This is a genomic window from Pseudomyxococcus flavus, assembly GCF_050038885.1.
In the GTDB taxonomy this organism is placed as follows: Bacteria; Myxococcota; Myxococcia; order Myxococcales; family Myxococcaceae; genus Myxococcus; species Myxococcus flavus.
The window spans coordinates 4,125,807-4,152,570 of sequence record NZ_CP143624.1; the positions used below are offsets into that span (position 1 = coordinate 4,125,807).

Consider the following 26,764-nt stretch of genomic DNA (forward strand, 5'->3'; position numbering starts at 1 on the left):
ACCATCGGCATGAGGACCGCCGCGTGGCTGCTGTCGGTGTACCTGGCCGGGGCCCTGTGTGCGTGCGCCACGCCTTCGCCTCGTGTGCCGCCCGTGGCGCCGGAGGGCGCGACGTCCGTGGGCCCCTTCGTGCCCGAGGCCCGTGCACTGTTCGAGGGCTGCGTGGCCGTTCCGGACACCCAGGACTCCCGACTGTATCGCTGTGATGGCCTCACCCTCTGGCTGACGGAGCGCGGTGACCTGACGCGCGAGCTGGCGCTCTCCGAGGCCCAGGCCCTCGTCACCCAGCGCCAGGGGCCGGGTGTCACCTTCACGGAGGAGGCGCTCCCGCTCGCTGGCAGGCCGTGGCCCGCGCTCCGCTTCGAGGTGTGCGCGGAGGGAGACTGCCGCGCTGGAGGCTACGTCACCGCTGTCACCGGCGAGCTGGACCGGGTGCGGCAGCTCGGGTGCGTGGCGCGGGCCAATGCGCGGCCATTGCTGGCGCGCTGCGTGGAGTTGCTCGAGTACCTCGCATCGAACGGCAATCCCGAGGGCGAGGTGCTGGGCGCCCACGCGCTGCTCGTGCCGCCGCGCCTGCCGTGGCGTGCCCTGGCGGTGCCCTCGGGCTGCCAGCTCTCCGCGTCAACGGCGCGCGCGGGGCGCATCCGCTGTGCGGACTCGTCGATGATGTGGAGCCTCTATACGCCCGCCCGGTCCGACGTGACGTCATGGTGGCGCGCTCGCAGTGTGGAGGCGCTCCAGGAGGCGCTGCCAGGCGCGGGGCCGGTGGAGGAGGTGCCTTGCCGCCTGGAGCAGCTGTCCACGCGCTGCGAACGCTTCACCGTGTCGTCGCCTGAAGGGCCGCTCGTCGTGTGGACCGCCGCCGTGGCGTGGGAGGGCCATGCGCTCTTCGCCGCGTGCAGCCACCTCGCCTCCGAACGTCCCTTTCCCGCCGTCTGCAACGGCGCATTCACCCTGCCTTGACGCTGGCGAAGGAAGGCACCGCGTGTACGAGCTTCAGGACGTCTCCAAGCGCTTCGGGTCGATGCAGGCCCTGCATCCGCTCAGTCTGGAGCTGCCCAGGGGGCGCACCACGGTGCTGCTCGGCCCGAGTGGCTGTGGCAAGTCGACGCTGCTGCGGCTGCTCAATGGACTGCTGCCTCCCGATACCGGGCGCGTGCTCTTCGATGGGAACCCCTTGCCCACCGGCGGTGACGCGCTGCTCTCGGTGCGGCACCGGGTGGGCTATGCGCTCCAGGGCGGAGGCCTCTTCCCGCACCTCACAGGCGAGGAGAACGTCACCCTCATGGCTCGGCACCTGCGCTGGTCCGCGACGAAGGTGCGCGAGCGGCTGGCGGCCCTGGTGGAGCTGACGCGCTTCCCCGCGGATGCGCTGGCGCGCTACCCCTCGCAGCTCTCCGGGGGCCAGCGCCAGCGGGTGGCGCTCATGCGCGCGCTGATGCTGGATCCGGACGTGCTGCTGCTGGATGAGCCCCTGGGCGCGCTGGACCCGCTGGTCCGCCACGAGCTGCAAGGCGACCTGCGCGACATCTTCGCGCGGCTGGGCAAGACGGTGGTGCTGGTGACGCACGACTTGGCCGAGGCCGGCTTCCTGGGAGACAGCATTCTCCTGATGCGTGAAGGGCGCGTGGTGCAGCAGGGCCGCCTCGAGGACCTGGAGGCGCGGCCCGCGGACCCCTTCGTCTCCCGCTTCATCCAGGCGCAGCGTCCGCTGCCCGGCGGTGGGACGGGAGGTGCGGCGTGAGGGGCGCATGGGGCGTGCTTCTGGCGGCGTTGCTCGTGTGCGCCTGTGGCGGCGGCTCGTCAGCCGGTGATGGGACGCCCACCGTGCGCGTGGGCTCCAAGAAGTTCACCGAGTCCGTCATCCTCGGCGAGGCGGTGACGCAGCTGGCGCGAAGCACGGGCGCGCGCGCCACGCATCGGCGGGAGCTGGGCGGGACCGCCGTCCTCTGGGAAGCGCTGCGCCGGGGCGAGCTCGACGTGTACCCCGAGTACACGGGAACGCTGCGGCAGGAGCTGCTGTCGGGACGCCACCTGCCGGACGATGCGGCGCTGCGCGAGGCCCTGGCCGAGGTCGGCTTGCGGATGAGCGAGCCGCTGGGCTTCAACAACACCTATGCGCTGGGCATGAAGGAAGCGGAGGCCCAGCGGCTGGGCATCCGCCGCATCTCCGACCTGCGTGCGCACCCGGCGCTTCGCTTCGGCTTCAGCAACGAGTTCATGGACCGCGCGGATGGGTGGCCCGCCCTGCGGGACAGCTACCGGCTGCCGCAGCGGGACGTGCGCGGGCTGGACCATGACCTGGCGTACCGGGGGCTGGAGAGCGGGGCGCTCCAGCTCACGGACCTGTACTCCACGGACGCGGAAATCGTGGCGTATGGGCTGCGGGTGTTGGAGGACGACCTGCGCCACTTCCCCGCCTACGACGCCGTGTTGCTGTACCGGGACGACCTGGAGGCGCGCGCGCCCGAGGCGCTGGCCGCGATACTTCGCCTGGAGGGCCGCGTGTCCGAGGAGGACATGGTGAAGCTCAACGCGCAGGCCCGGCTGGAGCGAGTACCGGAGGCCCGCGTGGCCGCCGGCTTCCTGAGTGACTCGCTGGGGGTCGCTTCGGAGGTGCGTGGGGACGGACTGGCCTCGCGCGTGTGGAAGCGCACGCGCGAGCATCTGTTCCTCGTGGGCGTGTCCCTGTTGGCGGCGGTGGTGCTCGCGGTGCCCCTGGGCGTGGTGGCCGCGCGGCGGCCCCGGCTGGGGCGCGGCGTGCTGGGGCTGACGGGCGTCATCCAGACGGTGCCGTCACTGGCGCTGCTGGTGGTGATGATTCCGCTGCTGGGCATCGGCTCGCGTCCGGCGATTGCGGCGCTGTTCCTCTACAGCCTGTTGCCCATCGTCCGGAACACGGCGGCGGGATTGGCCGGAATCCCTCTGGAGGTGCGCGAGTCCGCGGAGGCGCTGGGGCTGCCCGCGCGGGCGCGGCTGTGGCGCATCGAGCTGCCCATGGCGGCGCCGTCCATCCTCGCGGGCATCCAGACGGCCGCCGTCATCAACGTGGGCACGGCCACGCTGGGCGCGCTGGTGGGGGCAGGGGGCTACGGGCAGCCGATTCTCACCGGCATCCGCCTGGATGACGCGAGGCTCATCCTGGAGGGCGCGGTGCCCGCCGCCGCGCTGGCGCTGCTCGCCAGCGGCTTGTTCGACCTCATCGAGCGCATTGTCGTGCCCCGGGGCCTGCGGCTCGGGACGGTGTCGCGTTCGCGCTGAGCCTTGGTGGTGCGAGTGCTCCACAGCGGGAACACGCACTGCCGCTGCCACTGGCTCAGCGAGCAGACGTCGTGGCGCGCAGGCCCACGACGTCCCCAGCGTCACACAGGCTCGGCGCTCGAGGCAGGCGTCTGCTCCGCCACCAGCCGCGGCGCATCCGCCGCCAGGCCCGCCGCGCACAGCACCACCACGGACATCCACACGAAGTCCGCCAGCAGCAGGTGGACCAGCTGCATCCACACCGGCGCCAGCAGCAGCAGGTTCGTCACGCCCGCGCCCAGTTGCACCGCATACAGCACGGTGATGGCGGACGCCGCGCGCCGCACGTCATCCGACGGCCGCAGCCGCGCCACCGACCGCGACGCCATCACCAGGAAGGCACCCACGCCCACCGCCAGCAGCGGGTGCCACACGCGCAGCTTGATGAGGATGTGCGCCGTCTCCGACATGTCCTGGCGCAAGCCCTCCGCCAGCGTGGTGGACGGGAAGAGCGTGTCCCCCAGCGCGGCGATGGCGCCGCTGACGCCCAGCACCAGCAGCCCCACGATGCTCAGGCCCATCAGCACGCCCGGCAGCCCCTGACCCCGCAGGCTCAGCGGCGCCCGTCCCCGGGAGAACCAGATGACCAGCGTCTGCGCGCCCACCAGGAGGAAGGTGTTCACCAGGTGCACGCCCATCCAGATGGCCCGGCCCACCGAGGCGTTGTCCGCCACGTACTTCAGCAGGACGATGCCCGCGCCCACCAGCGCCTCCGTCACCATGAAGAACAGGGCCCACGCCGCCGCGCTCCGCACCGGGTGACCCTTGGCATGCCCGCGCCGGGCCCAGACGCAGAGGGCCACGGCCAGAATCATCACCAGCCCGCTCGTCAGCCGGTGCGTGTACTCGATGAGCGTCTGGACGCTGGGCTCCCGGGGGATGACCTCGCCGTTGCACACCGGCCAGTGGTCGCCACAGCCGGCGCCGGAGCCCGTGGCGCGCACGAAGGCACCCCACAGAATCACGGCCAACGTGAAGGCAAGCACCCCCAGGCTGAAGGCCTGGAACCGGCGGGACGAGGCAGCGTGGGTCATCAGGCTCCCCCTTAACCCACTTCCACCCCGTTCGCTGTCCCACACGCCCCATGGACGCTCACCCCGGCCATCAGCGGGGCTGCTCGGCCCCTGGGGTACGACACATCCAGTGCATCCGGAATGATTCAGATGGATGCCACGCTGCACCCATTGGATATGCCTGCCCCCCGGCCGGGCTCGCGGATGATTTCCATTTGAGTCAATCGCCCTCCCGGGCACTGGCACGCCAGGTGCTTAACACCGCGGACAGTGCATCCAGCGCTTCGCGGGCGCAGGTAGCACACACCTTCCGCATGGAGGCCGCTTCGGTGGCCTCGGCACCCCGGGCCGGAGTTTCCCCCCTCTCCGTCCCGCGGGTGTGTTCTTCCAGAGGCATCCCTCTGGAGCCGCTTCCCACAGGGGTGTGGGGAAACAGGGTGGAGCGCATCGCGGGCTGGGGACACTCCTCTGGCTTCAGCCCGCGATGCGCATCTGCTCCGCGCCCAGCACCGCGGGGAAGGGCCCGTAGGCCATCGAGCGCTCAATCACGTTCCGCAGCTCGCGCACGTTGCCGGGCCACGGGTGCGCCATCAGCGCGGCGATGGCGTCCGGCCCCAGCTGTGGGGGCTCCATGCCCGGGGGCGTGAGCTGGCGGACGAAGTGGCGGGCGAGCGCCACCACGTCCTCGCGCCGCTCGCGCAGCGGAGGCACGCGCACGGGCACCACCTGGAGCCGGTAGTAGAGGTCCTCGCGGAAGCGGCCCTCCCGCACCAACTGGCTCAGGTCGCGGTGCGTGGCCGCCACCACCCGCACGTCCACCTCCACCGGCCGCATCTCGCCCAGGGGGAAAATCTCCCCGTTCTCCAGGAAGCGCAGCAGCTTGGGCTGGACCTCCAGGGGGAGCTCGCCAATCTCGTCCAGGAAGAGGGTGCCGCCGTGCGCGGCGCGGATGACGCCCGGGTGGTCCGTGGCCGCGCCGGTGTACGCGCCGCGCCGGTAGCCGAAGAGCTGGCCCTCGAAGAGGTCCCTGGGCACGGCGGCGCAGTTGAAGGCCACGTAGGGCTGCTGCGCGCGCGTGGACAGGGCATGCAGCGCCCGGGCGACCACCTCCTTGCCGGAGCCGGACTCGCCGGTGACGATGACGGTGGCGCGGCTGGAGGACAGGCTCGCCAGGTCGGCGCGCAGCCGCTTCATGGCGAGGGAAGCGGCGATGAAGCCCGGCACGTCCGCGTCGCGCGCCTCCTCGGCGCTGCTTGCGTCGGCGGGAACGTCGGCCTGGGCGAAGCCTCGCAGGGTGGCGACCTCCATCGCGAAGCCGCCCAGCCGGGACAGCGCCGTCAGCAGCGCGCGGCCGTCCGGGGGCAGCGGGCCCGCGACGCCCAGCCGGAGCCGCCGACCGCAGCCGTCCCCGAACTCCACGGACTCGGTGACGGGCACGGAGGCGTCGCCCGCCAGGAGCGTGGCCCGTCCCTGCGAGTCGAGCTCCTCCAGCCGGGGCGCGCTGTGGGGAAGCAGGCCTTCCACCACGGCCAGCAGCTCGCGCTGGATGAGCGGGGCGCCCATGCCGCGCACCGACAGCCGCTCGAAGGGCACCACCAGGGCCTCCGCGCCCAGCCGCTTCCCCGCCTCCGTGACCAGTGCCGTGGCGCCGGCGGAGCGCTCCTGGGCCACGTAGTGGACGAAGTGCTGCTGGTGCACCGCCATGCCCACGCGGTGCAGCTCCGCCTCGCTGGCGGCCAGCAGCTCGCCGGCGGCGGGGTCTCCGTCCATCCGCGCCAGCAGGGCCAGCAGGTGGCGGGTGTAGACGGCCATGCACAAATCGCCCGTGAGGCTGAAGGTGCCCAGCGAGGCCTGCAGCAGCTCCCGGGCCTCGGCGGTGCGGCCGTCCAGCACGTGCAGCAGGGCCTCGAAGCGGTGGAGCAGGGCGGAGTGCCACGCGGACGGCATGCGCTCCAGGAAGGCGCGCGCCCGCCGCAGCAGCACGCGGCCCTCGTCGCGCTGGCAGGCGTAGACGCGCGCGTACGTCTCGTACAGCAGGCACTCCCGGCGCAGGTAGGGCCAGCCTCCCAGCTCCACCACGCGCTGCCCTGCGGCGGCGAAGCCCTCCGCGGCGCGGAGCGCCCGGCCCTCGGCGAGGTCCGCGAGCGACTCCGTGAACTGCGCATACGCCCCGGTGAGGGCGCGCTGGATGGTGCCGTCGTAGGCCGTCAGGTGCCGCGCCAGCCGGCGCAGCCCCGAGTAGCGGCCGGTGAGCAGGTACAGCCGCGCGCGCGTCACCGTCAGGTACAGCGGCGTCCAGCGCAGCTCCTCCACCACCGCGTCCGCCTCGTCCAGCACGGCCTCGGCTTCCGCGAAGCGCGCCAGCCGCAGCAGGGCCTCGGCCTCCGCGCGCGCGGCGAAGATGAAGGAGAAGCCGCGGGCCATGCGCCCGCCATAGGCGGCCTCCCGCGCGCGGCGCACGAGCTGGAGCGCCTCGGACGGCTCGCAGGCCTCCTCCAGCCGGCGCTGGGCGAGGAAGGCCAGGTTGCGCGCCTCCAGGAAGGCGTAGCCCATCCGCGCGGCGCCCTGGGCCACCTCGCGGAAGCGGCGTGTGGCCACGGTGGCCTCGCCGCGCAGGGCCGCCTCGTGGGCGCAGGCGTCCTCGGCCAGGAGGCGCAGCGCCGGGTCCTTCACCCCCACGAGCGTCTCCGCCAGCCGTCCCGAGCCGTGGGTGATGCGCTCCGCCTCGCCCAGGTAGAAGCCACAGGCCACCTCGGCCATGCGCAGCTGGCAGCGCACCTCCGGGTCGTCGTGGTTGGCCAGCAGGGCTTCCGCGCGTGCCACGCACGCGGCGGACTTGTTCGCGTCGAACAGCTTTCCATCCGGCGACGCGTACAGGTTGGCCGCCATGGCCAGCACGCGCAGCTCCACCTCTTCCGGGAGGATGCCCGCGTCCGCGGCCCCCAGGTGTGGCAGCAGCGTGGTGAAGGCGCCCCGGCTGTCCTCGCGGCCCCAGCGCTGGAGGTAGGCCAGCCCCACCGCCGCCATGGCCCTTCCACCGGGCGTGCGCAGGACGCCCGAGGCCAGCAGCGAAAGCAGGTCCTCCTCGGCGGCCCGCCACTCGGCGCGCGTCAGGTGGGTGACGCAGGGGAGGATGCGGGCCAGCTCCTCGGGGTGCAGCTCCTGCCGCTTCGACGGGGTGATGGCGGAAGACGGTGCGCCGCCACGGGCCGCGAGCTGGCGGAGCGCCACGGCCACGCGGCCGCGCGGACGGCGGGCCTGGGGGGCCTCGCTCGGCAGCTCCCAGCGGTAGACGGTGAGAGGGGTGACACCCAGCAGGCGAGCGAATGCCGCGCGGCTCTGCTCACCCCGCAAGGCGCGGATGGTCTCGGGTTCCCACCCGGCACTCTCCCCCTTCTCCTCCGGTAACTCCACGGCACCTGCCCCCTTTTTCGCCCCCCCGCCAGGCCACATTCTCTACGGAGTTTCCCAGGATGAATGCAAACGGTTGAGGATTTCCGTTTCTTACAACCTGCATATGCAGCAGGCGACGAATGGAGCGGCTGCCCTCCCTGGGAGGAGGTGCCGTCGTTATCGTCACTCCGTGTCCCGCGGACGTCTCCAGCCTCCCGTTTCTACATCCTCTCGTCTCCAACATGAACGCCTGCTCAGGTTGGAGGACGCACTTTCGGAGGGCCGCGCGCGCGAGGACGCGGCCGTGGAGGCCTGGGTGCGCCGCACCGGCCAGATGCCGCCCCGGAAGGTGCGCCGGAAGTGGGAGAAGCAGTGGCGGCGGGAGGCGAAGCGCGCGGCCCGGCGGGCGGAGCGAGAGGTGCGCTCCCGCCGCTCTCGCAATCCGGCCCGGGGCGCCGCCTACATCGCGGTGGCCGTGACGTGCGTGTTGATGGCGCTGGGGCAGCCCCGGCGGTTGTGGTGGCTCGCCTTCGTGGCGCTGGGGCTCTTCCTCGCGGCGACGAAGCACCTGGAGCGCCCCCGGCGCGACGAGGCCCGTGAGGGCGAAGCCGGGCCGCCGGTGCGGACGCCCGCCGACGCCGTGGCGGAGGACCCCCGGGTGGCGAAGGTGGATGCGCTCTGCGCCCGGCTGATGGAGGCCCTGCGCGACGGGCCCGCGGTGCTGCGCGAGGTGGTGCACGCGCCCGAGCGCACGGTGGAGGCGCTGCGCCAGGGCTGTCACGCGCTGGCGCGGCGCGAGCGGGAGCTGCGAGCCCTGGTGCCTCCGGACGAGGCGCAGCGGCTGGACGCGGAGCGGGCGGCGCTGGCCGCGCGGGTGGACGCCGAGGCGGACGCGGTGGTGAAGGAGCGGCTGGCGGGGGCGCTGGCCGCGCTGGATGCCCAGCGGCGTCAGCGCGCGGAGCTGGCCACCGCCGCGGCGCGGCTGGAGGCCGAGCACATGCGCCTCTACTACACGTTGGAAGGCCTCTATGCGCAGGTGCTCCGGGTCCGCTCGGCGGACACGGCGGGTGAGGACGTCGCCGGGCTGGGGCTCCGGCAGAGCGTGGAGCAGCTGGGCGCGGAGGTGGAGGCGGTGACGCAGGCGCTGGAGGAGGTCCACGGCGCCCCGGATGGGCGGGTGCGCACGCGGTAGCCGCGGCGCGTGTCACGCCCGTGTGTCGCCGAGCGCGCCAATGTCGGGCGCGGCTTGGGGCTCGCATCGTTGCCAGCCCACCTTCAAGGCCACCAGCAGCGCGGGCAGCGCCAGGAGGTCCTCGGCGTCCGCGACGTGTGCGACCGGGAGCACGCGTGGAAGTCGGGGCATGTCCGTGAGAAGCGCCCACGCCGCTCGCGCGGGCCATTGCAGCAGGCCCAGCCCCCAGCGCCAGCCATCTCCCGCGAGCTCGGAGACCTGGATGGCGGAGAAGCACAGCCCCGTCATCAGGATGCAGCCATGGAGCACCGCGCGCGACGGCTGGAAGTCGTCACCATTGCGGGCGGTGAGGCGTTCCCACAGCCCCTGGAGCAGCAGCGGGAACATGGCGAGTCCCGCCACGTCCGACAGCTTGCCCGTCCACCAGGAGGGCCACCGCGCCTTGAACACGTGGTCGTTCAGGATGAGCAGCGCCACCGCCCCCAGGATGAGGGGATGCAGCATCGCGCTGCCGGGCGTGGGCCTTCGAGGAGCGGTGGTCATGCTTCAGCGATCCGCGATGGTGATACCGACGTCACGCGCGGGGATTTCCTCGACCCCGGTGGGACTCAGCCAGACCTGCAGGTCCAGCTCAGAGATGTCGACGTGGCCCTGGGCTTCACCCTCGAGCCGGAACTCCAAATCCGCCTCCCAAAGGCATTCCTGTCGGGCTTCGCAGTCGAACCAATGAGAATGCTCCGAGCGTCCCGTGAGAGGGACCGTGCTGTGCCCCACGAAGGAGAGGCTGTCCGGTTGGCTGTAGCCGCTCTGGTCCGCGTGGGTCCAGCTCAGGTGAAGCGTGGGGGCTCTATCGGAGGAAGACGGGCCAGGAATCCAGCGGGCGGTAACGTCCGCATCCACGGAGATTCGGCCGGAGCGCTTTTCCTTCTGGGGCGCGATGCGAACCGTGACGTGGCGTGTCGTCCGGCCCTGCTCGGTCGTGAGGGTGAAGGGCTGCGCGGAGAAACTGACGGAAGTCGTATTGTCTTCGGAGGTCGCGATGCTGCCGACGCACGCGATGAGCAGTGCCGCGCGGACGGCCCAGTTCCGGACTCGAGTGCTAGGCGTGACGACGGACTTCGACGAATGCACGATGCCCCCAGGAGCGTGATTGCAGATACAATCAAGCAACACCCATGCCGTGGGCACTGCGAGGGAGCGACTCCCCGCGTCTACGAGAAACCACGACTCCCATGTCAGGGCCCGGTGGCGCGAATGTCAGCCCGGGCCCTGGGGGCGGGGCCTGGTTTCAGCGGACCTCGGGGCAGTCCCAGACGTTGCGCGTGCCGAAGGGGCGGCAGGTGCAGACGTAGTCGTACCAGATTCCATCCGTGCACACCTGCGTCGCGCCCGGGCGGGCGCATGACGTGTAGTGCAGGTCCCAGCAGTACGGGAACGGCACTGGATCCACGCGGGCTTCGTCGGAGGCCTCCTGACTCACCAGCGCCTCCGGGTCCACCGACAGCTCCTCCGCATCGAATTCTTGTGAGGCGAGCGCGGGCAGGGAAAGGGACAGCGCGACGAGGAACGCCTTCTTCATGGGCTGACTCCTGGAGCTGAGAGGGTTTGTTGCGCCGCAGCTTTCTATGTGTTTGCCGTGTGTGGCAATGGTTGGAAATTTATTGTCGTGACGTGTTGCGCAAGGTGATTCACCCATGATGGGTGGGTCCCTTGTTCCGGGCATGTCTGGAATGGAGAATCCTCGCTTCATCCCCTGCAAGGAGTGCTGTGCCATGAAGCGAGTCTTCGTGATGCTGGCCGTGGCTGGTTGGATGGTCTCTGGCTGTGGCCCGGCGGAGGACGCCGGGGACGTGGGCTTCGAGCCCGCGTCCACCGAGCAGCGCCTCACGCCCTGTCTGGCGAACTGCTATCCGTCCTGTGTCGGCACGCCCACCCAGGTCAATCAGTGCAAGGCGGCGTGCCGGGTGGAGTGCGCGGGGAGCTGACCCGCGCCGCGCTACTCGCTGATGGCGCTGCGCGGCGGTGGCTGCCGCGCGGTGTCCTCTGCCGCGGCGATGCGGACCGACTTGATGTTGACGAACTCGTGGATGCCCACGTCCGCCAGCTCGCGCCCGTGGCCGGAGTGCTTCACGCCGCCGAAGGGCAGCCTCGCGTCCGAGGCCACCAGGGCGTTGACGAACACCATGCCGGCCTCGATGCCGTCGATGAAGCGCCGCTGCTCCGCCTCGTCCCGGGTCCACACGCTGGCGCCCAGGCCGAAGGGGGTCGCATTGGCCAGCTCCAGCGCATGGTCCACGTCGCGCGCCCGCAGCAGCGTGGCCACGGGGCCGAAGAGCTCGTCATGGAAGGCCGGGGCCTGGGGCGGCGGCTCGGCCAGGACGGTGGCCGGGTAGAAGTTCCCGGGGCGCTCCAGCGGCTTGCCACCCAGCAGGAGCTTCGCGCCCGCCTTCACGCTCGCCTCCACCTGGGCGTGGAGCCCGTCGAGGATGCTCCGGGTGGCGAGCGGGCCCAGGTCCGTCTTCGCGTCCATGGGGTCGCCCACGGTGACGCGCTTCATGCGCTCCACGAAGCGACGCTCGAACTCCGGGTAGATGGCGTCGGCGACGATGAAGCGCTTGGCGGCGATGCAGGACTGGCCGTTGTTGATGAGCCGCGCGGACACCGCCGTCTCCACGGCCTTCTCCAGGTCCGCGCTCGGCATGACGATGAACGGGTCGCTGCCGCCCAGCTCCAGCACCACCTTCTTGATGGCCTTGCCCGCGGCGGCGCCCACCGAGCGGCCCGCGCCCTCGCTGCCGGTGAGCGTCACCGCGCGCACGCGGCTGTCTTCGATGACGCGGTTCACCTCGGCCGTCTCGATGAGCAGCGTCTGGAACGCGCCGCGCGGGAAGCCGGCCTGGAGGAAGAGCTCCTCCAGGGCCAGCGCGCACTGCGGCACGTTGTGGGCGTGCTTGAGCAGGCCCACGTTCCCCGCCATCAGCGCGGGCGCCGCGAAGCGCACCACCTGCCAGAAGGGGAAGTTCCACGGCATGATGGCCAGCACCGGCCCCAGGGGCTGGTAGCGGACGAAGGCGCGGCCACTGCCCATGTCGATGCGCTTGTCCTTCAGGAGCGACTCGGCCTGCTCCACGTAGTAGCGGCAGGCCGTGGCGCACTTCTTCGCCTCCGCCTTCGCCGCCTCCAGGGGCTTGCCCATCTCCTGCGTCATGATGCGGCCGTAGCGGTCGGCCTCGGACTCCAGCAGTTCGGCCGCGCGCCGCATCCAGGTGGCGCGGTCGGCGAAGGTCGTGTGGCGGTAGGTGCGGAACGTGTCGGCGGCCGTCTGGAGCTTCGCCTCCAACTCCTCGGACGTGAGGGGCGTGAAGGTGCGCAGCGTCTTGCCGGTCGTCGGGTCGATGGTGGAAATGGCCATGGAAGTGCCTCCTTGCGGCCCTGTGATAGCAGCCGGACGCGGGGCGACCGTGCCGCTCGGGGCCCGAGCGTCCAGCCGTTCACTCCAGGGCTTTCGTGGCCCCAGCCCCTCTTTTATATGGGGAGCAGGACGGGAGACTGCCAATGACCACCGACGCCATCCGCGAGCGCCGCTTCAACTTCCTCATCGCCGGGGTACTGTCCCTGGTCATCCCGGGGCTGGGGCAGCTCTACAAGGGCCAGTTCCTGCGCGCCGTCCTGTGGTTCCTGATGGTGGGGGCGGGCTACTGGTTCTTCTTCGTTCCGGGCCTGGTCCTGCACTTCTTCTGCATCCTCGGCGCGGCCTTCGGCAGCGCGGGGAAGGACCGCATCCGCCTGCCCGGCTAGCGTCCGCGAGGCGAGGCGCCGCCGCCATGACGCAACGGTGACGGAATCCTGGCCGGGTGTCCGCCAACCTCCAGCTACGTCTCGGGTTGTCTCGTCTGCAGTGAGCTGCGTGGCAGCCGACGTTCCGCGAGCGATTCATTCCGTTCGGCGTCCGAGTGCATACAGTCACAGCCATGTGGCGGAGGCTCTGGCAGTGGATGTCGGGTTGGGACGTGGCGGTGACGCGGCTGCTGGGGTTGGCCCTGCTCCTGGCCCTCTGCTGTCTGGGCTTCATCGCCCTGTCGGACGAAGTGGCCGAAGGCGAGACGCAGCAGCTCGATGAGCGCGTGCTGCTGTCGCTGCGCCGCCCCGAGGACCCGGCGCTGCCCCGGGGGCCCTGGTGGCTGTGGCGCGCGGCGGAGGACGTGACGGCGCTGGGGGGCGTGCCGGTGCTGACGCTCGTCACTGTGGCGGTGTGCGGCTTCCTCCTGCTCGTGCGGCGCTACCGGACGCTGCTGCTCGTGCTGGGCGCGACGCTGGGAGGCGCGGGCCTCAACGTCCTGCTCAAGCAGCTCTTCGCGCGGCCCCGGCCGTCCGTGGTGCCTCACCTGACGGAGGTGGTCAGCCAGAGCTTCCCCAGCGGACATGCCATGCTGTCGGCCACCGTGTACCTCACGCTCGGCGCGCTGCTGGCCCAGCTCGCCGAGCGCAAGCGGCTCAAAATCTATGTCCTCACCGTGTCGCTGCTGCTGCCCTTCCTCGTGGGCCTGACGCGTGTCTATCTGGGTGTGCACTATCCCACGGACGTGCTCGGTGGCTGGGTGGCCGGGCTGGCGTGGGCGCTGCTCATGGCCGTCTGTGCACGCGCACTGCGCCGCCGCAGCCCCGCCTTGCGCGCGGAGGCACGGCGTCCGGTGGCGTGAGGGGGCTTCCGCTGGAGCCGGGTGGACACGCCACGCCAGGGTGGACGCCGTTCACTTCGCGAAGCTCCCGGTGTCCCTGTGGCTGAACGTCTGTCGGGCCCTGGCCCCCGCGCCCTCTCCGTGAGAGACATGCGTCCCATGGGCCTGCGGGACTGGCTGTCGCGATGGGGCTGGGGCGGCGCACCGGTGCCCGCCTTCTATGACGAGTCCTACCGGTTGCCGCTCACCGGCATCGAGTCCTCGGTGGGCATCGAGCCGCGCGGCGTGGACTTCACCACGTGGTACCTCCTGGAGGCCCGCGCGCTGCGCACCCAGGACGTGCACCACCCGCAGCCGGTGAGCCTCGCCGAGCTGACGCGCGTGCACGACGCCGCCTACCTGGAGTCGCTCGGCCAGCCCGAGACGCTGGCGCGCATCTTCGCCACCGACCCCGCGGAGGTGCCGGTGGACGCGCTGCTGTCCAACCTGCGGCGCGTGTGTGGCGGCACGCTGGGCGCCGCGCGGCTCGCCGTGGCGCGCAGGGGCCCGGTGGTGAACATGGCGGGCGGCTTCCACCACGCGGCCCCGGCGCGCGGCGGTGGCTTCTGCGCGGTGAACGACATCGCGGTGGCGCTCGCGGCCCTGCACGCGGACGGCTTCGACGGACAGGCCGTGGTGCTCGACCTGGACGCGCACCCGCCGGACGGCACGGCCGAGTGCCTCGTGGGCCAGAAGCGCGCCTGGATTGGCTCGCTGTCCGGCAGCGACTGGGGCGCGCTCGCGCCCGAGGTGGACGAGACACGCGTGCCCGAGGGCACGGACGACAGGACCTACCTGGCCCTGCTCGACGCGCTCCTGGCGCGCATGCCCCGGCCCGACGTGGCCTTCGTCATCGCGGGCAGCGACGTGCTGGAGGGCGACCGCTTCGGCCGCGTGGGGCTGTCGCTGGACGGGGCCCGCCGCAGGGACCGGGCCCTGGCGCGCGCGCTGCGGGGCATCCCCAGCGTCTGGCTTCCGGGCGGCGGCTACCACCGTGACGCCTGGAAGGTGTTCGCGGGCACCGTGCTCGTGCTGGCGGGGCAGGGCCACCGCCGCATCAAGGCCCGGTATGATCCGCTGAGCGCGCGCTACCAGCGCATCGCGCGGCTGCTGACGCGGGAGGGCGCCACGCCGCTGGACGAGCCCCTCACGCAGGAGGACCTGGAGGGCTCGCTGGGGCTGGGCGGCGGCAGGCTCCAGCCGCGGTTGCTCGGCTACTACACGGCGCAGGCGCTGGAGTACGCCTTCTTCCGCTACGGCATCCTCTCCTACGTGGAGCGGCTGGGCTACAGCCGGCTGCGCGTGGAGGTGAGCGCGGTGGGGGAGGGCGACCGGATGGCGGTGCGCGGCAGCGCCGGTGGACAGGAGCACCTGCTGGTGGACTGTGTCGTGGAGCGCCGCACGCTGGGGGGCGAGCCCTTCCTCTTCGTCAACTGGCTCAGCCTGCGTCACCCGCGCGCGCGCTTTCGCGAGGGACGCCAGCGGCTGCCCGGACAGGACGCGCCGGGCCTGGGGCTGGCGCGCGAGGCGACGGAGATGCTGCTGCTGATGGCGAAGCGGCTCTCCCTGGCGGGCGTGGCCTTCCGGCCCATGTGGTTCCACCTGGCGGTCCTGGCACGCGCGCGCTTCCGCTTCGTGGACCCGGCGCGGCAGGGGCGCTTCGAGGCGCTGCTGCGGGACCTGGGGCACCTGCCCCTGCTGGAGGTCTCCCAGGCGGTGGTGGACGGCCAGGTGCTGCTCGACGGCGCGCCCTATGCGTGGGAGCCGGCGGACATGGTGTCGCGCCTGGAGCCGGCGGGAGGAGATGTGGAGGCCATCGCCCGGGAGCGCGAGCGCTGCCGCTTCACCTGGGAACCCACGCGGCGGGCTACCGGAGCATGATAGGGAAGGGGCGTGGACCTGGAAGCGCTTCGCCGTGAGCAGCACAAGCGCCGGCTCTCCTGGATGCCGTGGCTCTACTTCAGCCTCAAGCCCCGCCACCGCGAGTGGGCGGAGGCCTGGCAGCGCGAGGTGCAGCAGCACCTGCGCGACGTGGAGACGGTGGAAATCGCGGAGGGCTGCTTCATCGCCCCGGAGGCGCGCATCTTCGCCGAGCCCGGACGCACCGTCTCCATCGGCCGGGGGTGCAGCATCGCCGCGGACGTCTTCCTGCATGGCCCGGCGGTGCTCGGGCCCGGGGTGAGCATCAACGCCCGGGCCAGCCTGGATGGCGGCGCCGCGGGCATCCGCATCGGCGAGGGCACCCGCATCGCCACCGGGACCACCGTCTATGCCTTCGACCACGGGATGGCGCCGGACCGCCCGGTTCGTGACCAGCCCGTGACATCGCGCGGGGTCGTCATCGGCGCGGACGTCTGGGTGGGGGCCAACGCCGGCATCACCGACGGCGTCACCGTGGGCCACCATGCCGTGGTGGCCATGGGCGCCGTCGTCACCCGGGACGTGCCGGACTGGGCGATTGTCGCCGGGGTGCCGGCCCGCGTCATCGGCGACCGGCGCGAACGCCCCCGCTCAGGTGCTCCGGGTGGGTGGGAACCCGGAGACGGAGCGTGAAGTTCTCCCGCCTTCATTGACTTCCAGAGATTCCGACCCGATATGCTTCGGGCTGACGTCGCCACGGGAGGGGAACCGACGGGTCTGGACTCGCTCCCGGCAGCCACGCGTGCTGTCAGGGCCCCGGCCCCTCCCCGATGAGGCGCTAGGAGGCCAACACGTGGCAGACGAGCAGCGGGAAGCGGCGGTCATGGACGCTCCCGGGAAGGCTTCAGGCGAGGTTTCCGCCGGCGAGGGATGTGCGCTGCTTCCTCCCATGAAGCCGCAGCCCTCGTTCGCCAGCAACCAGGTGGAGTCCGAGCGCTTCCACCTCCTGTCGGAGCTGCTGCACGAGGTGGTGTTCCAGCTCGACGCGCAGGGGCGGCTCACGCTGCTCGGCGGCGCCTGGGCGCGGCTTACCGGCACGTCGGTGTCGGCCTGGCTGGGCCGCCCGCTGCTGGAGGCCATCCACCCTGAAGACCGGGCGCGCGCCCAGGCGCTGCTGTCGGCCGCGCCCGGTGCTCGCATGCCGCCTCGGGAGGTGCGCGTGGACGTGGGCGGAGGCCATGGCCTCCGCTGGGTGGAGCTGTCCGCCCGCGCGCTGGCGTCCGCGCCCGGCGAGGTGATGGGCACGCTGCTGGACGTGACGCCACGGCGCTCCGCCGAGGAGGCCGTCACCACCCGCGAGCGCTACCTGGAAGCCATGGTGCAGGTGCAGCGGCGGATGATGGGGCATGAGGTGCCGGAGGACCTGTACGGCGCCGTCATCGAGCCGCTGGGCCACGTGTCCGCCGCCAGCCGCGTCTACGTCTTCGAGATGCACTCCGCCGACGACGGCGCCCTGCTGGCATCGCAGCGGGCGGAGTGGTGCGCCCCCGGGGTTCCTCCCAACCTGGACGACCCCAACATGCACGGCCTCCCCTTCCACGAGGCGCTGCGGCCCCACCAGGCCGCGCAGCTGCAGCGGGGCGAGCCCGTGCAGGGCCTGCCGCGCGACTTCACCGAGATGCTGGCGCCCATGCTGGAGGCCCAGGGCGTGCGCTCCGTGCTGCTCCTGCCCATGCACGTGCATGACCAGCTCTTCGGCGTCATCGGCTTCGACAACTGCCGCGAGGCCAGCCCCTGGGGCCCCATCGAGGTGAACCTGCTGTCCGCCGCGGCGGGCGCGCTGTCGCTGGCGCTGGAGCAGCGCTCGGCCAACGCGCTGCGCGTGCGCACGGAGACGACGCTGCGGCGCACCGAGGCCGGGGTCCACCTGCTCATCGAGGCCTTCCCGGACCCGGTGCTGGTGCACGTGGGCGACGGCGTGCTCCTCTCCGTCAACCCGGCGCTGGTGCAGTACCTGGGCTACCGGGACGCCACCGAGCTGGTGGGCCGCCACATGCTGGACCTGGTCCGCCCCGAGGACCGGGGGGCCGCGCAGCTCCACCTGGGCCAGGCGCTGGAGGGCAAGAGCGCGGCGCGCGTGGTGGACATGCCGCTGGTGCGCAGCGACGGCGAGGTGGTGGTGGCGGACCTGGTGACGCTGGCCGTGGTGCTGGACGGCTCGCCCGCTCGCATCACCGTGGCGCGCGACTTCACCGAGCGCAAGCGCACCCAGGCGCAGCTCATGCTGACCGACCGCATGGCCTCCATGGGCCTGCTGGCCGCCGGCATCGCCCACGAGCTGAACAACCCGCTCGCCTACGTCCTGTCCAACCTGGACTTCCTCCACAGCGCCGTGGGCGGAGGGCGCCCGCGGATGCTCTCCCCCGAGGACATGCTGGAGCTGCGGCAGGTGCTCGATGACGCCCGCGAGGGCGCCGAGCGCATGCGGCAAATCGTCCGCCAGCTCCGCGTCTTCTCCCGCGTGGACGACGGCAAGGAAGAGGCGGTGGACGTCCACCAGGTGCTCGAGTCCGTGTCGCAGATGGCCGCCAGCGTGGTGCGCGCCCGCGCCCGGCTGGTGAAGGACTACGGTGAGGTGCCTCCCGTCCAGGGCAACGAGGGCAAGCTGTTCCAGGTGTTCCTCAACCTCATCATCAACGCCGCGCACGCCATCGAGGAGGGCGCGACGGAGGAGAACGAAATCCGCCTCACCACGCGCGTGGAGCTGGGCCGGGTGATGGTGGCGGTGAGCGACACCGGGCAGGGGATTCCCCCCGAGCACCTGCGCCGCATCTTCGACCCCTTCTTCACCACCAAGTCCGCCGGCCTGGGCACCGGCCTGGGGCTGTCCATCTGCGACACCATCGTGACGGCGCTCGGCGGCCACATCTCCGTGGAGTCGTCGGTGGGGGCGGGCACCACCTTCCGGGTGGCCCTCAACGCCGCGCCGCCCAAGGCCCCGGCGAACCGGCCGGGCGCGTGAGCGCTGCCTCCCCGTGTCGCGCGTGGGGCGCACGGGGCGTGTAACGCGGGGCCACCGCCCGCTCCGGTCCTCGCGCGGACTGTGGCCCTCTCGACGGCGCGCGCTTTCGGAACTTCGCGGCGGCCCCGGGGCGTTATCAACTTCCGCTCCGGGACAGGTGTCCCCTGGCGCCTGGGAGGCAGGCCATGCGCACCCACTACATCTGGCGCCTTCTGGCGCTCTTGCTCACGTTCACGACGGCGGCCCACGGGGCTGGCCAGTCCTGGCGGACCTCGCCGCATCCCGAGGTGGCCGGGGCCGGCCTGTCCGACGCGTGCGAGGGCTCGCGGCGCTTCCTCCTCGGCGCGGGCAGCGCCGACATCACCGGCCCCGCCGCGGAGGTGGGGATGATGGGCTACGGCATGCTGGAGCAGCAGACCACTGGCATCCACCAGCGGCTGCGCTCGCGCGCGTTCGTCATCGCCTCGCCGTGCAACGGCAAGCGGGTGGCCTTCGTCAGCGCCGACCTGGGCATGGTGTTCCAGGCCGTGAAGCAGCAGGTCGTGGAGCGGCTGCGCGCGCGCTACGGCGACCTCTACACCGACGACAACGTGCTCCTGAGCGCCACCCACACCCACTCCGGGCCCGGGGGCTACTCGCACTACACCTTCTACAACCTCACCACGCTGGGCTTCTCGCCGCAGAACTTCGAGGCCATCGTCTCCGGCATCGTCGCCTCCATCGTCCGGGCCCACGAGCGGCTCGCGGAGGGCACGCTGCGCCTGGCCTCGGGCGAGCTGCTCGGCGCCAGCCGAAACCGCTCCCCGAAGGCCTACCTGCTCAACCCGGCCGGGGAGCGCGCCCGCTATGCGCACGACGTGGACACGCGGATGACGCTGCTGCGCCTCACCCGCGAGGACGGGGACGAGGTGGGGCTCATCAACTGGTTCGCCGTGCACGCCACGTCCATGGGCAACGGCAACACCCTCATCAGCGGGGACAACAAGGGCCTGGCCTCGTACCTCGCCGAGCAGGCGCACGGCGACGACTTCGTGGCCGCCTTCGCCAACGCCAACGAGGGCGACGTGACGCCCAACGTCCTGGGCGGCACCAATGGCGGCGGCGCCGACGACTTCGAGGACACGGCGATTTCGGGCCACAAGCAGTACGACTTCGCCGCGCAGCTGTGGGCGCGGGCCGAGGCGCCCCTCACGGGGGGCGTGGACTACCGGCACACCTACGTGAAGATGGACGCGGTGGACGTGGCGCCCGCCTTCGCGGACGGCACGCCGCGCAGCACCTGCCCGGCCGCCATCGGCGTGTCCATGCTCGCGGGCGCCGAGGACGGGCCGGGGGTGGGCGAGGAGGGCGTCACCTGCTCCGCCGTCCAGAATGCCTGGGGAGAATTCAGCTGCTCGCTCACCACCACGCCGTGCCAGGGTGAGAAGCCCATCGTCCTGGAGACGGGCCGCATGCAGCCGTATCCATGGACGCCCGAGGTGCTGCCCATGCAGCTCGTCACCATCGGCAACCTGGCGCTGGTGGCGGTGCCCTTCGAGCTGACGACCATGGCCGGACGCCGCCTGCGCGAGACGGTGGAGACGGCGCTGGCGCCCACGGGCGTGACGGACGTCGTCATCGCCGGCCTGTCCAATGCCTACTCGGGCTACGTGTCCACCCGGGAGGAGTACGCGCGCCAGGACTACGAAGGCGCCTCCACGCACTTCGGGCCCTGGACGCTGGCCGCCCTCCAGCAGACCTTCCACACCCTGGCCACCTCCCTGCGCGACGGCGCGGGGGTTGCGCCGGGGCCCACGCCGCGGGACTTGCGCCACGAGCAGCTCACCTTCCAGCCCGGCGTGGTGTTCGACGACAAGCTGTTGTGGGTGGACTTCGGTGACGTCGTCACCGACGCCCGGCCCACGTATTCGCGCGGCGACACCGTGAGCGTCACCTTCTGGGGCGGCCACCCGAAGAACGACCTGCGCCGGGAGGGCACGCTGCTGCGCGTCCAGCGGCGCGAGCCGGACGGCACCTGGTCGGACGTGGCGACGGACGCGGACTGGGCCACGCGCTACCAGTGGCGGCGCGAGAACTGCGTGCCCACGCTGGCCTGCTCCCACGTCACGGTGACGTGGGACATCCCCGTGGACGCGATGCCCGGCACGTACCGGCTGGTCCACGAGGGGAACTGGAAGTCGGGCTGGGATGGGAACGTGCGGCCCTACACCGGCGCCTCCCGGCCCTTCACCGTGAACTGACGCGCCCCTCCGCGCGCCCGGCGCTTCAGAGCACCACCTCCGCGCGCAGCAGCGTGGAGGCGGGGGTGGCCAGCCGGAGCGGCTGCACGCGGCGGATGAGCTCGCACAGCCGCGCCGACGGGTTGATGAACTGCACGCCCACGCCCGTGGACAGCATGCCCCACGTCTGCGCCTGGGCGGCGTCCACGTGCCGCACCACCTCGCCCGCGCACTCCACCAGCTCCCCGGCCAGCAGCAGGGTGAACTCCAGCCGGTTGAACAGGCGCGGGAAGGGGTCCGCGCAGCACATGAAGAGGCCGCCGCGGCTCAGCTCGGTGCACAGCACCTCCACGTCGCCCGCGCCCGAGCGCCGGCGCACCCGCGCCACCCACGTCAGCGGCGGGGTGAGGGCGTTGGGCTCCGTCGCCGGACCCTCGGTGTCCAGCCACGCCAGGGAGGGCACCGGCGTGTGGCTGCGCGGCGGCGGCGTGTCCTGCGGCAGCGCGGCCGCGAGCGGCTGGGCGGCGGCCAATAGCAGCGCCTCCTTGAACTCCAGCGCCGTGGCGTAGCGGTCCTCGCAGCGGCGGGACAGCGCGCGCAGCAGCACCTCGGACAGGGCGGGCGGTACCCCGGGCACCAGCAGGTGCGGCGGCGGCGCGCCCACCGGGCCCGTGCCCAGCGCCAGCTCCACCATCTGCCCCCGCTCGAAGGGCAGCTGCCCCGTGGCCAGGTAGTAGGCCGTCACCGCCAGCGCGTAGATGTCCGCGCGCCCATCCACCGGCTGCCCCGCGGACTGCTCCGGGGCCATGTACGCCGGCGTGCCCAGGATGATGCCCGCGGCCGTCTCGTCCTCGCCCGGGTGGGGGCGGCGCGCCTTGGCCACGCCGAAGTCCAGCACGCGCAGCGACGGCGGTTCCCCCGCGTGCCGCACCACGAAGAGGTTGTCCGGCTTCAGGTCGCGGTGCACCACGCCGCAGCGGTGCGCGGCGTCCAGCGCGTCACAGGCCTGCGCCAGCAGCGCCACCAGCGGCCCGGGCGCCATGGGCCGCGGCAGGTGCGACATGGGCACGCCCTCCAGGTACTCCATGACGAAGTAGTGGATGCCGCCGGGGGCCTCGTTGATGTCGAAGATGTGGACGATGTTGGGGTGGCCCACCACGTTGACGGTGCGCGCCTCCGCGTAGAAGCGCGCGCGCAGGCTTTCGTCCCGGCCCAGGTGGGGGTGCAGCACCTTCACCGCCACCCGCGCGCCAATGCGCGTCTGCTCGCCCAGGTAGACGGTGCCCATTCCGCCGGCGCCCAGCCGGCGCACCAGCCGGTAGTGCCCCAGCGTCTGGCCCGTGAGGTCCACGGGAGGGGCCTCCACGTCGCCGGTGGACAGATACACCTGCGTCCAGGGCTCGCCGCCACACGCCACATCGCAGGGATGCTCGGTCAGACAGAGCTCGCAGTGCATGGTTCCCTGAAGCAGACACCAGGGAGCCACCTGGACGCGCATCACCCGGGCCACGCATCGTCTGTCAGGTGGCAATGCGCCGCCGCTCCGTCGACCAGCGGACCGGTGACTCCTGCCGTGGGACGGCTGGCCTCAGCTCGCGGCGAAGGGCGCGGCGTCGACGCGTACACCCACGTACGACGGGAAGCGCGGGATGCCGTCGTCCGACAGCTCCTGGTAGCGGAAGGTGATGATGGCACCCACGGGTGGCGGCGACCTGCGCTCCGCGTCCGACAGGCCGGTGCCCACGCTGAAGCGCTTGCCGTTGCGCAGCTCCACCTCCAGCGCGCCCAGCCGCCCCTTGTGGCGGCCCGCGCCGGGCACGTGGCCCACCACGCGCGCCTCGTCGTCCTTGAAGCGCTTCACCTTGAGCAGCGTGTGCGAGCGCCCCGCCTCGTAGCGCGAGCCGGGCTGGCGCAGCATGAGGCCCTCGCCGCCCAGCGCCTCCACCCGGGCCAGCTCCGAGCGGAGGTGGGCCGTGCCGTCACAGCGCGCGTGCTCGTGCCACCGCGCGTACGCGGGCCGGGTGTCCTCCATCCACTGGCGGCAGCGCTCCAGCCGTGCCTCGAAGCTCCCCTCCACGCCGGGGGCGTCGAAGGCGACGAAGGTGAGCTCCTTCCAGTCGTCGCTCCGGTCCTGCCGGCGGACGATGCTCACCGTGCGCTGGAAGCGCTTGCGCCCGCCGAACAGCTCTCCATCGAGCGGGAAGCCCGGCAGCCCCGCGGTGAACCACTCCGGCGCCAGGAACGCGTTGCCCAGCCGGGACCAGAGCTGCTTGCCGTCCCAGTACGCGCGCACGCCATCGAGCTTCTCGCTCATCCACCAGCCGGTGAGGTCCACGTCGTTCTCCCACGACTGGGCCAGCAGCAGGGGCGGGGCCTTCGTGTCGTCGCTGGCCGATGGGCTCTTCGCCGCGCGTGCGGGCACCCTGGCGCCACCGGCCGCGTCACCGCCGATGCGCGCGTCCTCCGCCGCGTCTCCTCGCACGCGGCGCAGGTGCTTGCAGGTGCGCCGCTCGAGGGCCACCGACTGGTTGCGCCAGGCCGGACACGAGCACGAGTACACGCCGCCGGTGTTCTTGAGGATGTAGGGCTTGGAGCCCGAGCCCTGGACCGACAGCTGCTCCCCGTCCGCGATGTCCGCCATGACCACCCCTCCGTGCCGCATCCCGGGCGGCGATGAGAGGCAGCATACCCCTGGGGTCCGACGTTCCCAGGGCGTGATGCGGTGGGCATTCCGCGGTGGAAGGGGTGGCACAAGGCCGCCGGGCGCCCCACGATGAGGAGCAGGCCCCGCAACCAGGAGGATTCGCGTCAATGGTCGTCATCGTCATGGGGGTGTCCGGAGCGGGGAAGACGACGGTCGGGCGTACGCTGGCGGCCGAGCTGGGCTGGCGCTTCGTGGACGCGGATGACCTGCACCCGCGCTCCAACGTGATGAAGATGGCCGCGGGCGCGCCTCTGACGGACGAGGACCGCGCGCCCTGGCTGCGCAAGCTGCGCGACGAGGTGGCGCGGGCGCTGGCGCGCGAGGAGGACGTGGTGATTGCGTTCTCCGGCCTCAAGCGGGCCTACCGCGCGCTGCTGGAGGAGCTGGACCCGGCGCACTTGAAGTGGGTCTTCCTGCACGCGCCGCACGAGGTGCTCGCCCGCAGGATTTCACAGCGCCAGGGGCACTTCATGCCGGCGTCCCTGCTGGACAGTCAGTTGGCCACCATGGAGGTGCCTTCGTGCGCGTTGAGCGTGGACGTGACGCCTCCGCCAGACGTCGTCGTCCAGCGCATCCGTGACGGGCTCGGTGTCTGATGCCCATCTCCGTCTCCCGGGGGGCGGTGCCAGGGCAGCCCCCGCCCGCCTGGTCGGTGTATAGCGCTCTGCCGGGTTGTCACCTTTACCGTTCCACCTCCCATTCGAGGACCGCGCCATGCCCAATACTTCGACGCCCCCCCTGTCCGCCCAGGACGCCCTCGCGCGGCTTCGGGAAGGCAACCAGCGCTTCGTCTTGAACGTCCGCAGCTCGGAGAACCCGCTCGGCAGGTCCGCCCGGCAGGCGCTGGTGGCGGGACAGAGCCCCTTCGCCATCATCCTCTCGTGCTCGGACTCACGGGCCCCGTCGGAGTACATCTTCGACCAGGGCCTGGGGGATTTGTTCGTCATCCGGGTGGCGGGCAACATCGTCGCGCCGTCGCTGGTGGGCAGCGTGGAGTTCGCGGCGGCGGAGTTCGGCACGCGCCTGGCGGTGGTGATGGGGCACTCGCACTGCGGCGCGGTCCAGGCCACGCTGGACTACGTGCGCAACGGCGAGGGCTCGCCCTCCGATAACATCCGCGACATCGTGGAGCGCTGCCTGGAGCCGGTGACGACGGTGGTGAGCGCCGCCGGCCCTGGCGCGGACCGCGAGTTCCTGATGAAGCAGGCGGTACGCGCCAACGTCCGCAACTCCTGCGACCACCTCCGCCATGGCAGCCGCCTGCTGGAGCGGCTGTGCAAGGAAGAGGGCATGCTCATCGTCGGCGCCGAGTACTCGCTGGAGACGGGCGCGGTCGACTTCTTCGACGGCGTCTGAAGAGAGGTCACACGCATGAAGAAGCTGGTCAACGCCCCCCGCGCGGTGGTGCGGGAGATGCTCGAGGGACTCGTCTCACTGTCACCGGGGCAGGTGCTGCTGGAGGGCGAGTCGGTGGTGCTCCGCGCCGACACTCCGGTCGACGTCCGCGCGCGCAAGGTGGCCGTCATCTCTGGCGGAGGCAGTGGCCATGAGCCGGCGCACGCGGGCTACGTGGGGGCGGGCATGCTGGACGCGGCGGTGGCCGGCGACGTCTTCACCTCGCCCAGCACCGACGCCGTCCTGGCCGCCATCCGCGCCGTCGCGGGGCCCGCGGGCGCGCTGCTCGTCGTGAAGAACTACACCGGGGACCGGCTGAACTTCGGGCTCGCCGCGGAGCTGGCGCGCGCCGAGGGCATCCCCGTGGAGATGGTCGTCGTGGCGGACGACGTGTCCTTGCATGACACGGTGGAGCCCGCGCGGCGCCGGGGCATCGCCGGCACGGTGCTGGTCCACAAGGTGGCGGGCGCGGCGGCCGCGTCGGGGGCGCCGCTCCAGGACGTCGCCCGCGAGGCCACCGCGGCGGCGGAGGCGCTGGGCACCATGGGCGTGGCGCTGGGGCCCTGCACCGTGCCGGCGGCGGGCAAGCCGGGCTTCACGCTGGGGGAGGACGAAATCGAGCTGGGCCTGGGCATCCACGGCGAGCAGGGTGTGCGCCGCGTGCCGATGCAGTCGGCGGACAGCCTGGTGGACACGCTGCTCACCACCATCGTCGAGGACCGGCGCATCAGCTCCGGCGACCGCGTGGTGCTGCTCGTCAACGGGTTGGGCGGCACGCCGCCCATGGAGCTGGCCATCGTCGCCCGGCATGCGCTGGCCGTCCTCCGCCAGGGTGGCATCCGCGTGGAGCGGGCCTGGAGCGGGACGTTCCTCTCCGCGCTGGAGATGCCCGGCTGTTCGTTGACGCTGCTGAAGGTGGACGACGCGCGGCTGGCCCGGCTGGACGCGGCGGCGGACGCGCCCGCCTGGCCTGGCGCGGGCCGGCTGCCTCAGGAGCCGCGCGTGCACCGGCCCTCGCCCGCCGCGCCCGAGGCCCCGCTCACGGTGGAGGCACCGCTGCCGGGGATGGGCCCCGTCCGCGAGGCGGCCCTGCGGGTGGCGGATGCGTTCGACCTCGCGGAGTCCCGCCTGACGGCGCTCGACAGCGCCGCGGGTGACGGTGACCTCGGCATCAGCCTGGTGCGTGGCGCCGAGGCGATTCGCGCGTTACCGGACGCGGTGTGGACTCACCCTTCGCGCGCGCTGACGGCCATTGGCAACGCCTTGCGGCGCAGCATCGGCGGCAGCTCGGGGCCCTTCTATGCGACGGCGCTGCTGCGCGCCGCGCGCAGGCTGGCGGACGGACCGGTGGATGCCCTCGCATGGGCCGAGGCCTTCGACCTCGCCGTGATTGCGGTGGCGGAGCTGGGGGGCGCGCGGCCTGGAGACCGCACCATGCTCGATGCGCTTCGGCCCGCCGCGGATGCGTTCGCGAAGGCGCTGCGGGACGGACAGGCGCCACGCGAGGCCTGGGCCGCCGCGGTGCAGGCCGCCGAGGCCGGTGAGGACGCGACGTCCCGGATGCAGCCGCGCCTGGGCCGCGCCAGCTACCTGGGAGCGCGCGCGGTCGGCGTGCCCGATGCAGGGGCCGCCGCCGTGGTGGTGTGGATGAAGGCAATCACGCCTGGCCTCGGCTGAGTGGCCTGGCGTGTGGATGAAGGCACTCACGCTTGTCTTGGGCTGAGCGGCCTGATGCGTGGATGACGGCACTCACGCTTGTCTTGGGCTGAGCGGCCTGATGCGTGGATGACGGCACTCACGCCTGACGTGGGCTGAATGGCCTTTCCAGCAGATGATGGCGCTAACGCCTGGCGTCGGCTGAGTGGCCGGGTGTGAGAATACAGCCAGCCCTGGCGGGAGTGGACTGGACTCCCGCCAGGGTAGGGCGCACGTCGATAAAGCGCCGTGC

General features: G+C 72.2%; 22 protein-coding genes. 14 read left to right on the plus strand and 8 right to left on the minus strand.

Annotated features, from left to right (window positions below):
* The first annotated feature begins 9 nt into the window (after nucleotides 1-9).
* From VZL07_RS17320 to VZL07_RS17330, 3 genes are read left to right on the plus strand one after another with little or no spacing between them, the layout of a single operon-like run.
* Nucleotides 10-963 carry a hypothetical protein gene (locus VZL07_RS17320; protein WP_426756657.1) on the plus strand — a complete coding sequence of 318 codons (954 nt, stop codon included), beginning with the start codon at nucleotides 10-12 and terminating at the stop codon, nucleotides 961-963.
* 22 nt (nucleotides 964-985) lie between these two features.
* Nucleotides 986-1,744, plus strand: a complete 759-nt coding sequence (locus VZL07_RS17325; protein WP_426756658.1) for an ATP-binding cassette domain-containing protein — start codon at nucleotides 986-988, stop codon at nucleotides 1,742-1,744.
* Nucleotides 1,741-3,261, plus strand: coding sequence for a glycine betaine ABC transporter substrate-binding protein (locus tag VZL07_RS17330; protein ID WP_426756659.1), 1,521 nt, complete (start codon nucleotides 1,741-1,743; stop codon nucleotides 3,259-3,261). The genes VZL07_RS17325 and VZL07_RS17330 overlap by 4 nt, the downstream gene beginning before the upstream one ends.
* Nucleotides 3,262-3,362: 101 nt before the next feature.
* On the opposite strand, the gene VZL07_RS17335 is transcribed toward VZL07_RS17330, so the two are convergent.
* Both VZL07_RS17335 and VZL07_RS17340 read right to left on the minus strand, forming a co-directional pair.
* Nucleotides 3,363-4,334 (minus strand): COX15/CtaA family protein, encoded by a 972-nt coding sequence (locus VZL07_RS17335; RefSeq protein WP_426756660.1) that lies wholly within the window; start codon nucleotides 4,332-4,334, stop codon nucleotides 3,363-3,365.
* Between the two features lie 453 nt (nucleotides 4,335-4,787).
* Nucleotides 4,788-7,727 carry a sigma 54-interacting transcriptional regulator gene (locus VZL07_RS17340; RefSeq protein ID WP_426756661.1) on the minus strand — a complete coding sequence of 980 codons (2,940 nt, stop codon included), beginning with the start codon at nucleotides 7,725-7,727 and terminating at the stop codon, nucleotides 4,788-4,790.
* Nucleotides 7,728-7,965: 238 nt separating this feature from the next.
* Between VZL07_RS17340 and VZL07_RS17345 the strand changes: the two genes are divergently transcribed.
* Entirely contained in the window at nucleotides 7,966-8,898 is a 933-nt protein-coding gene (locus tag VZL07_RS17345; RefSeq protein WP_426756662.1) for a hypothetical protein, read from the plus strand.
* 12 nt (nucleotides 8,899-8,910) lie between these two features.
* On the opposite strand, the gene VZL07_RS17350 is transcribed toward VZL07_RS17345, so the two are convergent.
* From VZL07_RS17350 to VZL07_RS17360, 3 genes are all read right to left on the minus strand, one after another.
* Nucleotides 8,911-9,441, minus strand: a complete 531-nt coding sequence (locus VZL07_RS17350) for a hypothetical protein (RefSeq protein ID WP_426756663.1) — start codon at nucleotides 9,439-9,441, stop codon at nucleotides 8,911-8,913.
* 3 nt (nucleotides 9,442-9,444) lie between these two features.
* Complete coding sequence (locus VZL07_RS17355; protein WP_426756664.1) at nucleotides 9,445-10,086, minus strand: hypothetical protein; 642 nt, start codon at nucleotides 10,084-10,086, stop codon at nucleotides 9,445-9,447.
* Between the two features lie 100 nt (nucleotides 10,087-10,186).
* Complete coding sequence (locus VZL07_RS17360) at nucleotides 10,187-10,477, minus strand: hypothetical protein (protein ID WP_426756665.1); 291 nt, start codon at nucleotides 10,475-10,477, stop codon at nucleotides 10,187-10,189.
* A gap of 193 nt (nucleotides 10,478-10,670) precedes the next feature.
* On the opposite strand from VZL07_RS17360, the gene VZL07_RS17365 reads away from it, so the two are divergent.
* Nucleotides 10,671-10,883 carry a hypothetical protein gene (locus VZL07_RS17365; protein WP_426756666.1) on the plus strand — a complete coding sequence of 71 codons (213 nt, stop codon included), beginning with the start codon at nucleotides 10,671-10,673 and terminating at the stop codon, nucleotides 10,881-10,883.
* A gap of 11 nt (nucleotides 10,884-10,894) precedes the next feature.
* On the opposite strand, the gene VZL07_RS17370 is transcribed toward VZL07_RS17365, so the two are convergent.
* On the minus strand, nucleotides 10,895-12,310 hold the full coding sequence (locus tag VZL07_RS17370; protein WP_426756667.1) for an NAD-dependent succinate-semialdehyde dehydrogenase: 1,416 nt from the start codon (nucleotides 12,308-12,310) through the stop codon (nucleotides 10,895-10,897).
* A 143-nt stretch (nucleotides 12,311-12,453) separates the two neighbouring features.
* Between VZL07_RS17370 and VZL07_RS17375 the strand changes: the two genes are divergently transcribed.
* The 6 genes from VZL07_RS17375 (at nucleotide 12,454) to VZL07_RS17400 (ending at nucleotide 20,738) form a co-directional block, all read left to right on the plus strand.
* Entirely contained in the window at nucleotides 12,454-12,696 is a 243-nt protein-coding gene (locus tag VZL07_RS17375; protein WP_426756668.1) for a hypothetical protein, read from the plus strand.
* A gap of 197 nt (nucleotides 12,697-12,893) precedes the next feature.
* Entirely contained in the window at nucleotides 12,894-13,598 is a 705-nt protein-coding gene (locus tag VZL07_RS17380; RefSeq protein WP_426756669.1) for a phosphatase PAP2 family protein, read from the plus strand.
* A gap of 138 nt (nucleotides 13,599-13,736) precedes the next feature.
* Nucleotides 13,737-15,497 (plus strand): histone deacetylase family protein, encoded by a 1,761-nt coding sequence (locus VZL07_RS17385; protein WP_426757306.1) that lies wholly within the window; start codon nucleotides 13,737-13,739, stop codon nucleotides 15,495-15,497.
* Nucleotides 15,498-15,509: 12 nt separating this feature from the next.
* Nucleotides 15,510-16,169, plus strand: coding sequence for an acyltransferase (locus VZL07_RS17390; protein ID WP_426756670.1), 660 nt, complete (start codon nucleotides 15,510-15,512; stop codon nucleotides 16,167-16,169).
* A gap of 160 nt (nucleotides 16,170-16,329) precedes the next feature.
* Entirely contained in the window at nucleotides 16,330-18,498 is a 2,169-nt protein-coding gene (locus VZL07_RS17395) for an ATP-binding protein (RefSeq protein ID WP_426756671.1), read from the plus strand.
* Between the two features lie 185 nt (nucleotides 18,499-18,683).
* Complete coding sequence (locus tag VZL07_RS17400) at nucleotides 18,684-20,738, plus strand: neutral/alkaline ceramidase (protein WP_426756672.1); 2,055 nt, start codon at nucleotides 18,684-18,686, stop codon at nucleotides 20,736-20,738.
* Between the two features lie 25 nt (nucleotides 20,739-20,763).
* Here the strand turns inward: VZL07_RS17400 and VZL07_RS17405 are convergent, their stop codons facing one another.
* On the minus strand, nucleotides 20,764-22,173 hold the full coding sequence (locus VZL07_RS17405) for a serine/threonine-protein kinase (protein WP_426756674.1): 1,410 nt from the start codon (nucleotides 22,171-22,173) through the stop codon (nucleotides 20,764-20,766).
* Nucleotides 22,174-22,305: 132 nt separating this feature from the next.
* Nucleotides 22,306-23,358: a DNA ligase gene (locus VZL07_RS17410; protein ID WP_426756675.1), complete on the minus strand. Its 1,053-nt coding sequence runs from the start codon at nucleotides 23,356-23,358 to the stop codon at nucleotides 22,306-22,308.
* A 170-nt stretch (nucleotides 23,359-23,528) separates the two neighbouring features.
* Here VZL07_RS17410 and VZL07_RS17415 point away from each other — a divergent pair, with 170 nt between their 5' ends.
* The 3 genes from VZL07_RS17415 to VZL07_RS17425 all read left to right on the plus strand — a co-directional run bounded on the left by VZL07_RS17415 (nucleotide 23,529) and on the right by VZL07_RS17425 (nucleotide 26,493).
* A complete protein-coding gene (locus VZL07_RS17415; RefSeq protein WP_426756676.1) occupies nucleotides 23,529-24,017 on the plus strand; it encodes a gluconokinase in 489 nt (162 codons plus the stop codon).
* Between the two features lie 118 nt (nucleotides 24,018-24,135).
* Nucleotides 24,136-24,777, plus strand: coding sequence for a carbonic anhydrase (locus VZL07_RS17420; RefSeq protein ID WP_426756677.1), 642 nt, complete (start codon nucleotides 24,136-24,138; stop codon nucleotides 24,775-24,777).
* Nucleotides 24,778-24,792: 15 nt separating this feature from the next.
* Nucleotides 24,793-26,493 (plus strand): dihydroxyacetone kinase family protein, encoded by a 1,701-nt coding sequence (locus tag VZL07_RS17425; RefSeq protein WP_426756678.1) that lies wholly within the window; start codon nucleotides 24,793-24,795, stop codon nucleotides 26,491-26,493.
* The last annotated feature ends 271 nt before the right edge of the window (nucleotides 26,494-26,764 follow it).

Bases quoted from the DNA above. Each gene is read 5' to 3' on its own strand.
- VZL07_RS17320 (WP_426756657.1), top strand. From the start codon at position 10: ATGAGGACCGCCGCGTGGCTGCTGTCGGTGTACCTGGCCGGGGCCCTG.
- VZL07_RS17335 (WP_426756660.1), bottom strand. From the start codon at position 4,334: ATGACCCACGCTGCCTCGTCCCGCCGGTTCCAGGCCTTCAGCCTGGGG.
- VZL07_RS17350 (WP_426756663.1), bottom strand. From the start codon at position 9,441: ATGACCACCGCTCCTCGAAGGCCCACGCCCGGCAGCGCGATGCTGCAT.
- VZL07_RS17360 (WP_426756665.1), bottom strand. From the start codon at position 10,477: ATGAAGAAGGCGTTCCTCGTCGCGCTGTCCCTTTCCCTGCCCGCGCTC.
- VZL07_RS17365 (WP_426756666.1), top strand. From the start codon at position 10,671: ATGAAGCGAGTCTTCGTGATGCTGGCCGTGGCTGGTTGGATGGTCTCT.
- VZL07_RS17370 (WP_426756667.1), bottom strand. From the start codon at position 12,310: ATGGCCATTTCCACCATCGACCCGACGACCGGCAAGACGCTGCGCACC.
- VZL07_RS17375 (WP_426756668.1), top strand. From the start codon at position 12,454: ATGACCACCGACGCCATCCGCGAGCGCCGCTTCAACTTCCTCATCGCC.
- VZL07_RS17380 (WP_426756669.1), top strand. From the start codon at position 12,894: ATGTCGGGTTGGGACGTGGCGGTGACGCGGCTGCTGGGGTTGGCCCTG.
- VZL07_RS17385 (WP_426757306.1), top strand. From the start codon at position 13,737: ATGGGCCTGCGGGACTGGCTGTCGCGATGGGGCTGGGGCGGCGCACCG.
- VZL07_RS17400 (WP_426756672.1), top strand. From the start codon at position 18,684: ATGCGCACCCACTACATCTGGCGCCTTCTGGCGCTCTTGCTCACGTTC.
- VZL07_RS17405 (WP_426756674.1), bottom strand. From the start codon at position 22,173: ATGCACTGCGAGCTCTGTCTGACCGAGCATCCCTGCGATGTGGCGTGT.
- VZL07_RS17410 (WP_426756675.1), bottom strand. From the start codon at position 23,358: ATGGCGGACATCGCGGACGGGGAGCAGCTGTCGGTCCAGGGCTCGGGC.
- VZL07_RS17415 (WP_426756676.1), top strand. From the start codon at position 23,529: ATGGTCGTCATCGTCATGGGGGTGTCCGGAGCGGGGAAGACGACGGTC.
- VZL07_RS17420 (WP_426756677.1), top strand. From the start codon at position 24,136: ATGCCCAATACTTCGACGCCCCCCCTGTCCGCCCAGGACGCCCTCGCG.
- VZL07_RS17425 (WP_426756678.1), top strand. From the start codon at position 24,793: ATGAAGAAGCTGGTCAACGCCCCCCGCGCGGTGGTGCGGGAGATGCTC.